Source organism: Streptomyces sp. SD15 (assembly GCF_054462255.1).
The window spans coordinates 62,621-75,215 of the sequence record NZ_JBTLMO010000033.1 but is presented as its reverse complement, the minus strand read 5'-3'; the positions used below and the strand labels follow the sequence as shown (position 1 = coordinate 75,215).

General features: G+C 72.3%; 12 protein-coding genes. 5 read left to right on the top strand and 7 right to left on the bottom strand.

Annotation, left to right across the window (positions count from 1 at the left end; all coding sequences use genetic code 11):
• Nucleotides 1-143: 143 nt before the first annotated feature.
• The 6 genes from ACX28W_RS28665 to ACX28W_RS28640 all read right to left on the bottom strand — a co-directional run bounded on the left by ACX28W_RS28665 (nucleotide 144) and on the right by ACX28W_RS28640 (nucleotide 6,685).
• Complete coding sequence (locus ACX28W_RS28665) at nucleotides 144-560, bottom strand: NUDIX hydrolase (RefSeq protein WP_459002537.1); 417 nt, start codon at nucleotides 558-560, stop codon at nucleotides 144-146.
• A 62-nt stretch (nucleotides 561-622) separates the two neighbouring features.
• Nucleotides 623-1,741 carry a CHAD domain-containing protein gene (locus ACX28W_RS28660; protein WP_459002535.1) on the bottom strand — a complete coding sequence of 373 codons (1,119 nt, stop codon included), beginning with the start codon at nucleotides 1,739-1,741 and terminating at the stop codon, nucleotides 623-625.
• Nucleotides 1,722-3,953: an RNA degradosome polyphosphate kinase gene (locus ACX28W_RS28655; protein WP_459002534.1), complete on the bottom strand. Its 2,232-nt coding sequence runs from the start codon at nucleotides 3,951-3,953 to the stop codon at nucleotides 1,722-1,724. Before ACX28W_RS28655 ends, ACX28W_RS28660 begins: the two co-directional genes overlap by 20 nt.
• Before the next feature lie 361 nt (nucleotides 3,954-4,314).
• The gene (locus tag ACX28W_RS28650; RefSeq protein WP_459002533.1) at nucleotides 4,315-5,352 is read right to left on the bottom strand and encodes an ABC transporter permease; all 1,038 of its coding nucleotides are present in this window, start codon (nucleotides 5,350-5,352) and stop codon (nucleotides 4,315-4,317) included.
• Entirely contained in the window at nucleotides 5,349-6,251 is a 903-nt protein-coding gene (locus ACX28W_RS28645; RefSeq protein ID WP_459002532.1) for an ABC transporter ATP-binding protein, read from the bottom strand. The genes ACX28W_RS28650 and ACX28W_RS28645 overlap by 4 nt, the downstream gene beginning before the upstream one ends.
• On the bottom strand, nucleotides 6,248-6,685 hold the full coding sequence (locus tag ACX28W_RS28640; protein ID WP_459002531.1) for a GntR family transcriptional regulator: 438 nt from the start codon (nucleotides 6,683-6,685) through the stop codon (nucleotides 6,248-6,250). The genes ACX28W_RS28645 and ACX28W_RS28640 overlap by 4 nt, the downstream gene beginning before the upstream one ends.
• 123 nt (nucleotides 6,686-6,808) lie before the next feature.
• On the opposite strand from ACX28W_RS28640, the gene ACX28W_RS28635 reads away from it, so the two are divergent.
• The 5 genes from ACX28W_RS28635 to ACX28W_RS28615 all read left to right on the top strand — a co-directional run bounded on the left by ACX28W_RS28635 (nucleotide 6,809) and on the right by ACX28W_RS28615 (nucleotide 11,499).
• On the top strand, nucleotides 6,809-7,351 hold the full coding sequence (locus ACX28W_RS28635) for an RNA polymerase sigma factor (protein WP_459002530.1): 543 nt from the start codon (nucleotides 6,809-6,811) through the stop codon (nucleotides 7,349-7,351).
• The gene (locus ACX28W_RS28630; protein ID WP_459002529.1) at nucleotides 7,348-8,265 is read left to right on the top strand and encodes a zf-HC2 domain-containing protein; all 918 of its coding nucleotides are present in this window, start codon (nucleotides 7,348-7,350) and stop codon (nucleotides 8,263-8,265) included. The genes ACX28W_RS28635 and ACX28W_RS28630 overlap by 4 nt, the downstream gene beginning before the upstream one ends.
• A gap of 62 nt (nucleotides 8,266-8,327) precedes the next feature.
• Nucleotides 8,328-9,206: an ABC transporter ATP-binding protein gene (locus ACX28W_RS28625; RefSeq protein WP_459002573.1), complete on the top strand. Its 879-nt coding sequence runs from the start codon at nucleotides 8,328-8,330 to the stop codon at nucleotides 9,204-9,206.
• Complete coding sequence (locus ACX28W_RS28620) at nucleotides 9,203-10,786, top strand: ABC transporter permease (RefSeq protein WP_459002528.1); 1,584 nt, start codon at nucleotides 9,203-9,205, stop codon at nucleotides 10,784-10,786. Before ACX28W_RS28625 ends, ACX28W_RS28620 begins: the two co-directional genes overlap by 4 nt.
• Complete coding sequence (locus tag ACX28W_RS28615) at nucleotides 10,774-11,499, top strand: ABC transporter (protein ID WP_459002526.1); 726 nt, start codon at nucleotides 10,774-10,776, stop codon at nucleotides 11,497-11,499. The genes ACX28W_RS28620 and ACX28W_RS28615 overlap by 13 nt, the downstream gene beginning before the upstream one ends.
• Before the next feature lie 56 nt (nucleotides 11,500-11,555).
• Here the strand turns inward: ACX28W_RS28615 and mshD are convergent, their stop codons facing one another.
• On the bottom strand, nucleotides 11,556-12,482 hold the full coding sequence (gene mshD / locus ACX28W_RS28610) for a mycothiol synthase (RefSeq protein WP_459002524.1): 927 nt from the start codon (nucleotides 12,480-12,482) through the stop codon (nucleotides 11,556-11,558).
• Nucleotides 12,483-12,595 lie beyond the last annotated feature (113 nt).

Below are 12,595 nucleotides of genomic sequence, written 5' to 3'. Positions count from 1 at the left end.
ACGGAACGCTTACGTCGAGGACACGGACAGATCCCGGCTTGTAGGGCCTCCGGGTAAACGTTGCGTAATCAAACAGATGCGCACAGGTGTCAACGGCTCGGGCGGTTCCGCCCTCGCCCGCCCTCACCCGTCCTCCCGCGGCTTTACGCCAGGTGCAGCGCGCTGAGGAGCGCGTCCACCAGGTCGCGGTCGCGGGGCTGGGTGAGACGGTCGCGGGCCGCGGCCGGCGGGAGCCAGCACACACGGTCGACCTCGCGGTTGGGCGTGAAGTGGCCGTCCGTCGCCTCGGCGGCCCAGTAGCTGACGTGCTTGCGGCGGCCGCCCACGTAGTAGACGGCGGAGGGGAGGCGTGCTCCGGGCGCACAGTGGAAGCCGGTCTCCTCCTCGACCTCCCGTACGGCCCCCGCGAGCGGGTCCTCACCGCGCTTCAGCTTGCCCTTCGGATGCGACCAGTCGTCGTACTTGGGCCGGTGGACCAGACAGATCTCCAGCTCGCCGCCGCCGACGGGGGAGTGGCGCCACAGGGCGCAGCCCGCCGCCTGGACGGTGTCGTCAGCCATGGGGCTTCCCTCAGCCATGGGGGCTTCCCTCGGTCACGGGGTCCTCGGCCATGGGCCCTCCCTCAAAGGGTGCGTGCCGCTTCCTTCTGCCACGCCTGCTGGAACGCAAACCGCGCCGCCTCCACCTCGTGCCGCTGGTCGGCGTGGAGCACGCCGAGCGCGTACGCCGTCGCCGGGGCGATACGCGGGGTGCGGGCTGCTGACGCCGCGGCCGAAGCGGCCTCCGCCGCGTCCCGGTGCCGGTTGAGGGCCTGACCTGCGCCGAGCAGTCGTACATCGGCGGGCATGCCCTCCCCGTACAGGACCTCGCGCGCGTAGCGATGCAGACGCAGCAGCAGCCGGACCTGGTGCCAGGGGGCGTCCTGGGGATGGGGCACGGTGTCCGCGGAGAGTCCGTGGACGAGGGCCTCCGCGTTGTAGGGATGGCCCGCGGTGACCAGCGGCAGCGCGGCGACCGCGTCGAGCAGGCGGTCCTCGGCGGCCGCGGCCGCCGGGCGCAGGTCGGTCGTGGCCGCCGCCGGGGTCAGCGGGACCTCGCTCGCCAGTACGGCCACGCTGTCCGCGACGGCGTGGAAGCGGGAGGAACCCAGCGCCTGGAGCGCCGCGGAGTGGGCCCGGGTACGGGCGAGGGTCAGCTGGCGGTCGAGCAGCGCGCCCGCCTTCGCCGCGCCGACGGTCAGATTGCCCTTGGGCGCCGCGGTCGCGCCCGATCCGGCCTGTGCGGGGAAGCCGGCCGCGCCCGACAGCCGGTTCAGTGCGCCGAGCAGTCGCTCCAGTCGGGCCGAGTACGCGTGCTCACGGGCCAGCGTGCCCGACAGCCAGGCCAGTTCGGGCCGCATGCCCTCCGACCAGTCCGCGTCGAGCAAGGGCCGGAAGGTGTGCAGCGTGCCGCTGATGCGGCGGGCCGAGCGGCGCAGTGCGCGCGCCGCGTCGACGGACCCCTCCGAGCGGTTCTCCCCCACTTTCGACTCCGCTCGCGCGGGGAAACCCCCACCGGCACCGGTCTCCCGGTGCTGCCGCAGCGAGCGGAGGAACTCCGTGGCCTGGGCTCGCAGATAGTCCGCGAGGGCATCGCCGGTGGGCGGGCCTCCCTGCTCGAGCGTGGCCGAGAGCTTGGCGGCCGAGAGCTTGGGGGAGGGCCCGGCCGTGGGGTCGGTGGGGTCAAGGTGTTGCTGTGCCACGCCGGCGCCTCCGGGCGTCTATGAGCATCTCCTGAACGTTCCGCAGGGGCTGGCCGTCCGCGTCGGTCGCGTGCCGGGTCCACTCGCCGTCCGGGCCCAGGTGCCAGGAGGCGGTGCCGTCGGACATTCCGGTCTCGAGAAGGCGGTTCAGCGCGGCGCGGTGGGCCGGGTCGGTGACCCTGACCAGGGCCTCGATCCGCCGGTCGAGGTTGCGGTGCATCATGTCGGCGCTGCCGATCCACACCTCGGGCTCGCCTCCGTTGCCGAAACCGAAGACCCGGGAGTGTTCGAGGAAGCGTCCGAGGACGGAGCGCACCCGTATGTTTTCGGACAGGCCCGTGACGCCCGGCCGGACCGCGCAGATGCCGCGCACCCACACGTCGACCGGCACCCCGGACTGCGACGCGCGGTACAGCGCGTCGATGATCGCCTCGTCCACCATCGAGTTGACCTTGATGCGGACGTGGGCGGGGCGCCCGGCGTTGTGGTGCTGGACTTCCTTGTTGATCCGCGAGATCAGGCCGTCGCGCAGCGACTTGGGGGCGACGAGGAGCCGCCGGTAGGTCTCGCGTCGCGAGTAGCCGGAGAGCCGGTTGAAGAGGTCGGAGAGGTCCGCGCCGACCTGCGGATCGGCGGTGAGCAGCCCGAGGTCTTCGTACAGGCGTGCGGTCTTGGGGTGGTAGTTGCCGGTGCCCACGTGGGAGTAGCGCCGGAGCGTCTCCCCCTCCTGCCGCACCACCAGCGACAGCTTGCAGTGGGTCTTCAGTCCGACGAGCCCGTACACGACATGGCAGCCGGCCTCTTCGAGCTTCCTGGCCCACTTGATGTTGGCCTGCTCGTCGAAGCGGGCCTTGATCTCGACCAGGACGAGGACCTGCTTGCCCGACTCGGCGGCGTCTATCAGCGCGTCGACGATCGGCGAGTCGCCCGAGGTCCGGTACAGCGTCTGCTTGATGGCCAGCACGTCCGGGTCGGACGCCGCCTGCTCCAGGAAGGCCTGCACGGAGGTGGAGAAGGAGTCGTAGGGGTGGTGGAGGAGTACGTCCCGTTCCCTGAGCGCCGCGAAGATGTCGGGCGCCGACGCCGACTCGACCTCGGCGAGGTCGCGATGGGTCCCCGCGATGAACTTGGGGTACTTCAGCTCGGGCCGGTCGAGGGAGCCGATGCCGAAGAGGCCGGTGAGGTCGAGGGGACCCGGCAGCGGGTACACCTCGGCCTCGGAGATCTTCAACTCCCGTACGAGGAGATCGAGAACGTACCGGTCGATGGACTCCTCGACCTCGAGCCGCACCGGCGGCCCGAAGCGGCGCCGCATGAGCTCCTTCTCCAGCGCCTGAAGCAGGTTCTCGGCGTCGTCCTCCTCGACCTCCAGGTCCTCGTTGCGGGTGAGGCGGAAGGTGTGGTGCTCGAGCACCTCCATGCCCGGGAAGAGCTCCTCCAGGTGGGCCGCGATCACGTCCTCGATGGGGACGTAGCGGTTCGGCGAGGCCTCCAGGAAGCGGGAGAGCAGCGGCGGGACCTTGACGCGCGCGAAGTGCCGGTGGCCGCTGACCGGATTCCGTACGACGACCGCGAGATTCAGCGACAGGCCCGAGATGTACGGGAAGGGGTGCGCGGGGTCGACCGCCAGCGGGGTCAGCACCGGGAAGATCTGGTGCCTGAACAGCGTGAAGAGGCGGGCCTGCTCCTTCTCGGTCAGCTCGCTCCAGCGGACCAGGTGGACTCCCTCCTCCGCGAGCGCGGGGGCGACGTCCTCCTGGTAGCAGGCCGCGTGCCGGGCCATGAGCTCGCGCGAGCGGGCCCAGATCATCTCCAGGACCTCGCGGGGCTGGAGCCCGGAGGCGGACTTCGTGGCGACACCCGTGGCGATACGGCGCTTCAGTCCCGCCACCCGGACCATGAAGAACTCGTCCAGGTTGCTGGCGAAGATCGCGAGGAAGTTGGCCCGTTCGAGCAGGGGCGTGTTCGGGTCCTCGGCGAGCTCCAGGACTCGCTCGTTGAACGCCAGCCAGCTGCGCTCCCGGTCCAGGAACCGGCCCTGCGGGAGTTGGATGCCGTCCTGCACCGTGTCCTCGTACGCATCGAGATCGGCGTCGAGGTCGGGCTCGAGGTCGGAGACATTCGCCGCCACGGTGTGCGGGCGGTGCGCGGCTATCGAGCCGACGGAGGGCTGCGGGTGCTTGACCGGTGCCTGAGCGCTGGGCTGGTTCATGGAGCCATTCTTCCGCGCCGGGGGCATGACCGGCGCGTCGGAGAGGGCGAGCGGCAGTGCGGTGAGGCGAATATTCCCGTTCATCGTCGGCTTTGAGGTCCCCTGCGGCGTCCTTTGCGGGGTCCCGTTCGGGGTCCTCTGTGGGGGTTCGCTCCCCGTCGTCGGCAGGGGCTCGTTCTCCGGCGGAGGCGAAGGCTCTGGCACGGCGGGCGTCATTCGTCGAGCGTCGCAAGGTCATCTGAATCGATGGTTACGGCGACATGACGTGCGGGATAGCGGGGGGCGGCTCCCGGACGTCTACATGTCCGGGAGCCGCGTACGGATCAGCGCCGCGCGGTGCGGGGGAGGCCACAGGCGGCACTCACGGGCTGACCTTCTTCACGGCACGGACGGTGCCGGTCTGGCGCTTCAGCAGGCGGAAGGCGACGAGGACCGTGAGTGCGGCGAGGGTGAGGACGAGGGCGGTGGCGGTGAGCTGGAGGGGCCAGTAGTGGGAGAAGGGGTGGGAGTCGGTGTAGTAGCTGACGGCGTCGAGCTTGTCGTACGCGGCGCTGCACTCCGGGTACCCGCTGCTGCCGCAGAAGGGGTTGGGGATCCGGGCGCCGGTGGAGGTGAGCAGGCCTTCGTCGACGGTGAGGCCGAGGCTCTTGGGGCGTTCGTTGGTGAGGCTGCTGACGGTTGTCACCGTCGGCCACAGATGGGGCACCGCCAGGGCGACGGCGGATCGGATGCCCACCGTCCACAGCAGTGCCACGACGAGCGCGGCCAGGGAGCGGCGCAGCATCAGGCCGACGAGAGCGCCGGTGACCAGGCCGAACAGGGCGAAGGCGATGGTGGTCGGGCCGTTGGCGTGGAAGATGAGGGAGTCGGACCAGGGCTTGGCGGTGTCGATCTTGTCGCGCCCCTTGGACCACACCATGTTGTGCAGCAGGACCAGGATGCTCGTCCCGGCGGTGACGAACGCGGCCGGCATCGCCAGCTTGACCGCCAGCCAGCGGGCGGGGGAGACGGACTGGGTCCAGGCGAGGTGCGCGGTGCCGCTCTCCAGTTCGCGGCCGATCAGCGCGGCACCGGCCCAGGCGGCGACGAGGAACGGTACGAGGTTCACCGCGATGGTGGTGTACAGCGTGAACGACTTGTAGGTGAGGATCGAGTCCTGGTCGTAGGAGCACGTGGCCGTGTTGCAGCGGTTCCACTGCTGCCAGGCCGCGGCCGCCGCGTCCGTGACGGGACCGTACAGCCACAGCAGCAGGGCCGCGACGGCGACGAACAGACCGGTCCAGACGTACAGGGCGGGGCGGTGCAGCCGCAGCATCGTCCGGATCAGGCCGCCCGAGGCGGACGGGCGGCGGGCGGGCGTCGCCGAGGTGCCGGTGCTGGTGGTGGTGAGGGCGGTCATGCGGCCGGTTCCTTGGCTGAGGTGCGGGCGGGGGCGAGGAGCAGCGCGGGGGCTTCGGGATGGCGCAGGTGCGCGAGGACGAGTTCCTCCAGGGAGGGCGCGGTGGCCTGTCCGTCCTCGGCGCCGAGAGGGCCTTGGGGGCGGATCAGGGCGGTCAGCTGGCGTCCTGTGGTGCGGGATTCGACCACGGTGTGCGGGGCGAGGTCGCGGACCGGGCCGGTGGTCAGGGTGTGCGCGGCCAGTACGTCGTCGAGGTCGCCCGCCAGCCGCACCTGGCCGCCGCTCACCAGCAGCACGTAGTCGCAGGAGCCCTCCAGCTCGGCGACGACGTGCGAGGACATGACGACCGTCGTGCCGTACTGGGCGGCCTCGGACATCAACGTGCCCATCAGCTCATGGCGGGCGAGCGGGTCGAGGTCGGCCATCGGCTCGTCCAGAAGCAGGAGTTCGGGCCGTTTGCCGAGCGCGAGGGCGAGGGCTACGCGGGTGCGCTGGCCGCCGGAGAGGGAGCGGATCCTCGCCTTCGGATCCAGGCCGCCGGCGTCGTAGGTGATCTGCTCGACGACCGAGGCGTCCCAGCGGGCCGGATTGAGATCGTGGCCCACGCGCAGCGTCTCGGCGACGGTGAGCTGCGGGTACAGCGGCTTGTTCTGGGCGACGTACGCGATGCGTTCGCGGGCGGCGGCCGGGTGCGCGCCGAGCACGGTGAGGGAGCCCTCGGTGGGGGCGAGCACCCCTGCGGCGTGGGACAACAGGGTCGACTTGCCCGCGCCGTTGGGGCCGAAGACGGCGCAGACGCGTCCCACGGGAAGCCGGAAGGAGCACTCGCGCAGCGCCCAGCTCCCGCGCCGCCCGAACCGCTTGCCGAGCCCGGCCGCCTCGATGGCGGTGTTGGTCATTCCTGGTCTCCCTTGGGGTGTGCAGTTCCGGGGCGTTCAGCCGTGAACTGCTCATCGAGTACGGCGAACCGCTCATCGAGTACGGCGGTGAAGAGCGCGGCCACGTCGTCGCGCTGGAGCCCGGCCTCGCGGGCCCGGGACGCCCACGCGTCCAGTTCGGCGCGCAGGGGCGAGTCGGCCGACGTGGTGCCCAGCGAGCGCTTCACGAAGGTGCCGAGGCCGCGTCTGGCCTCGACCAGACCCTCGCGCTCCAGCTCGCGGTAGGCCTTCAGGACGGTGTTCGGATTGATCGCGGTGGCCTCCACGACCTCGCGGGCCGTGGGCAGCTTGTCGCCCGGTTCGAGCAGGCCCAGGCGCAGGGCCTGCTTGGTCTGCTGGACGATCTGCACGTACGTGGCGACACCGCTGCGCCGGTCGATGCGGTACTCCACCACTACGGAAACCACCCTTTCACTAATTGAGTAGTGAAAGGGTGGTCCAGGATGGCGATCACTGTCAAGCGCGAGATTTTTTCGGTGGGCGTGAACCGATCGGCGGGGCTCGTCCGATGAGGGGGCGTGAGGGAAACGAGAAGCGACGGGGAGCTGCTGCGGGCCATCGCGGCGGACGGGGACCGTCGCGCCTTCGAGGAGTTGTACCGGCGGTATGCGCCGTGGCTGACCGCGAGGCTGCGCGGCCGCTGCGCCGACGCCGGGGTCGTCGACGATGTCGTGCAGGAGACCTTCCTCGCCGTGTGGCGCGGCACCGCGCGCTACCGCGAGGAGGGGGACGCGGCCGGCTGGCTGTGGCGCATCGGCTCGCGGCGGCTGGTCGACGCGTTGCGCGGCGACGGCGCGCGCGGCCGGATGCGCCAGGCGCTGGCCCGCCTCCGCCACCGGGACGAGGCCTCCGCCGAGGAGCGCGTCCTGGCCGGGGTCGAACACGGCGACCTCGCGGGCGCGTTGATACGGCTCTCGCCGGAACTGCGCGCGGTTCTCCAGGCCACGGTCATCGACGGACTGACGACCCGGGAAGCGGCCGTCCTGCTCGGCATTCCGCCCGGCACGGTCAAGACGCGGGCCCTGCGGGCGCGCAAGCAGTTGCGGGAGGAGCTGGCATGAGCGACAGCGGTACGAACGGGCATGTGCCGGGCGACGACGGACCCGGGGCGCGGGACGACGGGCGGTGGCATGTGGACGCCGACGACCTCCGGGCCTACACCCAGGGTGCGTTGGACCCGCCCCGACTCTGGTCCGCGGACACGCATCTCGCCTCCTGCGCGCGGTGCCGGGAGGTGCTCGCCTCGGTGAGTGACCCGGTCGCGCTGGACGCGGGGTGGGAGCGGCTCGACGCCGAGCTGGACGCGCCGCGTCCGCGGAGGGCCGAGTCGCTGCTGGTGCGGATCGGCATCGCCGACCACACGGCACGGCTGCTGGCCGCCACGCCCGTGCTGCGCCGCTCCTGGCTGTGCGCGGTCGTCGCGGTGCTTCTGATGACCGTGGCGGCGGCCTACTCGGCGGACGCCGCGACCACGCCCAAGCTGTTCCTCGCGCTCGCGCCGCTGCTCCCGCTCGCCGGGGTCGCCCTGTCGTACGGGCCCACGCTGGACCCGATGTACGAGATGGCCGTCGTCTCGCCGACGCACGGGTTCCGGCTGCTGCTGATCCGGACCGTCGCCGTGCTCACCGTGGGCCTCGGCCTGAACGGGCTCGCCACCCTCGCGCTGCCCTCCTACGGGCTGCGCGCACTGGCCTGGTTGCTGCCCGCGCTCGCCCTCACCGGGACCGGGCTCGCGCTGACACCTCGCCTCGGCCCTGTCCTCGCGCCCTCGCTGGTCGGCGGGGCGTGGGTCGTGCTCCTGCTGGCGGCGCAGGCCACGGCCGCCGGCCATGCCACGCTCGCGCCGTTCACGGCGGCGGGCCAGGGCGTCGCCGGCGCGGTCGCCGCGTGCGCCGCCGGGCTGCTCTATCTCGTACGGGACCGGTTCGACTCGGCGCCCGCGCATGTCCCCTTCTCCGGCGGGGGTGCGGTGTGACCACCCCCTTCCCTCAGCACTTCTCCGCCCGCCCCTCCGACAGGAGCGCCGTACGTATGCCGATGCCGCCCACCGTCTCCGCCTCCGGCCTGACCCTCCGCTACGGCGGGACCTTCGCCCTCGACGACGTCTCACTGCGCCTCGGCGCGGGCGTCACCGGCCTGCTCGGGCCCAACGGGGCCGGAAAGACCACCCTGTTGAGGGTGCTGGCCACCGCAGTGCCCGCCGACCACGGGGCCTTCACGGCGCTCGGGCACGACCCGGGTACCGCGGCCGGGCGCCTGGACCTGCGGCGCGAGCTGGGTTATCTGCCGCAGACCCCGGGATTCCACGATGACTTCTCCGCCTTCGAGTTCGTCGACTACGTGGCGATCCTGAAGGAACTGACCGACCGCACCGCCCGGCACCGGGAAGTGCGCCGCGTGCTCGACGCCGTCGGCCTGTCCGACGTACGGAGCAAGCGCATCAAGAAGCTGTCCGGCGGAATGCGCCAGCGGGTCGCGCTGGCCGCCGCGCTCGTCGACGACCCCGGCTTCCTCGTCCTCGACGAGCCGACCGTCGGACTCGACCCCGAACAGCGCATGCGCTTCCGGGAGCTGATCGCCCAGGCCGGAGAAGGACGGACGGTTCTCCTGTCCACCCACCAGACCGAGGACGTCGCGATGCTCTGCCACCGTGTGATCGTCATGGCCCGCGGGCGTGTCCGCTTCGAGGGCACCCCGGCCGAGCTGACCGCGCGTGCGGCGGGCCGGGTGTGGAGCAGCACGGAACGCGACCCGGCCGCGCGTGCCGGATGGCGTACGGGCACCGGCTCCTTCCGCAACGTCGGCGACCCGCCCAAGGGCGCCGATCTTCTCGAACCGACCTTGGAGGACGGCTACTTGCTCACCCTCGACGGCGAGACGGGCGAGACCGGCGACACCGCGGAGGTGGCCGCATGAGCAGCACGACAGGCCTGGTCAAGGAGGCGGCTCCCACGGGAGTGGAGCCGACTCCGCGGACCGAGCCGCGCAGGGCGGCGGCCGTGATCGCCCTCGCGCGCTTCGAGGCACGCCAACTCCTCCTCCACATACCGGTGTTCGCCTTCCTCCTGTTCTACCTCGCCTTCACCGGCTGGAGCCTGTTCAACGGTCGTGAGGGCATGGACGAGTTCCCGGTCCTCCAGGACGTCGACCGCTCCACCCAGGACGGCCCGCTGCTCCTCGCCGTCGCGCTGCTCATCTGCGTCAACCGGACCGTCCTGCGCTCCCACCGGCGCGGCACCGACCGGCACTTCGACGTCCTGGTCATGGAACCGTGGCGGCGTACGGTGGCACACGCGCTGTCGGTCGTGCCGTTCGCGGCGGTCACCGCCCTTGTCGTCGCCTTCCAGATCGTCTGGGCCGGGCGCAAGCCGGGCGCCGTCGGCCACCCCTCGCCCGCCGAACTGGCGGTGGGGCCGCTGACCGTGCTCCTGTCCGGTGTCCTCGGCGTACTGCTCGCACGGCTGTTCCGGTCCTCGTTCGTCGCCCCGCTCTTCGTCGTCAGCGCCGTCATCCTGCCCGCCCTGCTGCTCTCCAGCACGGGCAGCCCGCACTGGCAGCAGTGGCTGTCGCCGGTCGTCACCGAGACGGGCGCCACCCCGTTCCCGTCCGAACTCATCGGCCGCCCGGCCGCCTGGCACGCGCTGTATCTGGTGGGGCTCATCGGGGTGCTGATCTGCGCCGCGGTCCTGGTCAGCGGCGGTCGTACCCGGATCGTGCAGGCGGCCACCGCCGTCACCCTCGCCGCCACGGTCGCGGGTGTCGCCGGGCAGTCCCAGGGTGACTCGGCCGCCCTGATCGCGGCCCGCACGAAGGTGTCCGTCAGCCCGGAGAAGTTCCAGACGTGCCACGAGTACGGCAGGTCGACGTACTGCGCCTTCCCCGAGTGGGATGCCCGCGCCGCCCTCGACTGGGCCCCGGTCGTCGACCGCGTCCAGTCCCTCGCGGGCGGCGCCGCCGGCGGTGAGCGGCTGACCGTACGGCAGCGGGTCGACGCCCGCTCCGGCCTGACCAGCGACTACGCGCTCGACGCGTCGACCGCACCGGGCACGGTGACCGTCGGCACGCGGTGGGGCGGCAACCGGGTTCCCGAGTTCGCCGTCGGAGTCGCCTCGGTCCTGGTTGCGGGCAACGAGGTGGCCACCAGCGAATGGTGCACCGGGGACGCCCGCGTGGTCACCATCATGTGGCTGGCGCTGGGCGGCGAGTCCGACCCGATGACCGCGTTCCGCAACGTCCGGCTCGGCGATAGCGTCGAGGGTTCCGACCTCGTCCTCGCGCCCACGAACGGCATCTCCATGAACGCCGAACAGACCTGGATCGTACGGGAGTTGCTACAGAAGCCCCGCTACAGCGTCATCCCCAAGGTGAAGTCCCACTGGACGGAACTCACCTCCCCGAAGACGTCCCTGGCCCAGGTGGCCGAACTGCTGGGCGTGGAGGCCGCGTCCAAGGGATCGGCCGACACGGACGCGGAGGAGGGCTGGTGCGAGGAGTAGCCGCGCCCGGCGCGGGCGCGCGGGCCCCGGAGCCCGGCACCCGTGCACCGGCCACGGCGTCCGCGTACGCCGTGATCCGCGCCCTTCTCCACCCCGTATGGCGCTCCCTGCCCCGCCGGGCCCTCGCGTCCGGTGCCGTCCTGGGGCTGTTGTTCGCCGGTGCCCCGTGGCTGCTGTCGGTCTCCCGCGACTCCTGGCCCGGCCTCAACATCCTGCGGGCCGCCGCGCTCGCCTTCGGCCTGGGCCTGGCGTTCCTGCTGGACGACCCGGCCCGGCACACCACCGCGGTGGTACCGACCCGGCGTCCGGTGCGCACCGGCCTGCGCGTGGCGCTCGCCGTCCCGCTCGCCGCGCTCTGGTGGACCGCCGCGCTGCTCCTCGTACCGGAGGAGGCCCGGCCGCCGGTGGGCGCCGTCACCCTGGAGGCCGCCGCCATCGCCGTACTCGCCCTGGCCGGCGCGGCCCTGGCGGTGCGGTGCACGGACGCGGCCGAACCCGGCATCGCGGTGGCGGCCGGGCTGCTGGGCGGCGGACCGGCCGCGGCCCTGCTGCTCCCCGACCGGTGGGCGCTCGTCGTGCCGGTGGGGGACCCGCGCTGGGACGGCGCCCACGAACGGTGGGCGGGGATCCTGGTCGTGGCGGCGGTGGCGGGGGCGGCCGCCTGGGCGGAGCCCGTACGGCGGATGCGGCTGACTGCCGTCGTTCACCGCTGACCGCCGCCGTTCAGCGCTGACTGCCGCCGTTCAGCGCTGACTTGGCGGAGCGGCTGTTACGACTCGCTCCGGTACATCAGGTCCGTCTCGTGCGTGACGAAGCCGAGCCGTTCGTACACCGTCACGGCGGCCTGGTTGTCGGCGTCGACGTACAGCATCGCGGTCGGCAGGCCCTGGGCGGCGAGGTGACGGAGGCCGATCGTGGTGAGCGCCTTGCCCAGGCCCCCGCCCTGGGCGCCGGTGCGGACTCCCAGCACGTAGACCTCGCCGAGCTGCTCCTCCGCGTGCACCTTGGTCCAGTGGAAGCCGATGAGTTCGCCTCCGCGGAAGGCGAGGAAGAAGCCGGACGGGTCGAACCACGGTTCGGCCATGCGGTCGTCCAGGTCGCGCTGGGTGAGGGAGCCCTGCTCGGGGTGGTGGGCGAACGCGTCGGCGTTCGCGGCGAGCCAGGCCGCGTCGTCCTGGCCCGGCACGAAGGGACGGACACTCACGCCGTCCGGGAGCTTCGGCTGAGGCAGGTCGAGGTCGCCCAACGGTCGCCGCATCTGGCGCAGTTCGCGGAACAGGGTGAGTCCGAGGACCTGGGAGAGATGCCGGGCCGCGGAGTGCCCGCCGTGCGCCCACACGCGCAGCCGCTTGCCGGACTCGGCGAGCAGCGCCGAACCCAGGGCGCGTCCGTGCCCGTGCCCGCGGTACGCCGGGTGCACGACCAGCTCGGCGGCCGGGGCCTCCACGGGGTCGGTGTCCTCCAGCTGCGCATACCCGATCAGCTCGGCGCCGACGGTCAGCAGCAGATGGCGTACGCCCGCGCGAGCCCCGCCCTTCAGCTGCAACCGCCCCTGCTCGGACACTGCCTGTTGCCCGTCGGACCGGGCGGCCTCCGCGAGCAGCTGGAGCACCTCCTCCGCCTGGGCGGGGGAGAGCGCGGTACAGGTCTCGATGGACCGGGACAGGGCAGGCGGTGCGGAGTCGTCGCTGGTCATGGTTACGAGGGTACGGCGCGGTGATTTCCGGACAAGGAGTTGGGCGGGGTGGGCGCGGGGCGTGGCGGGGGTTCCGCTCGACGCCGGAGAGGTGATGGCAACCAGTCTGTAAC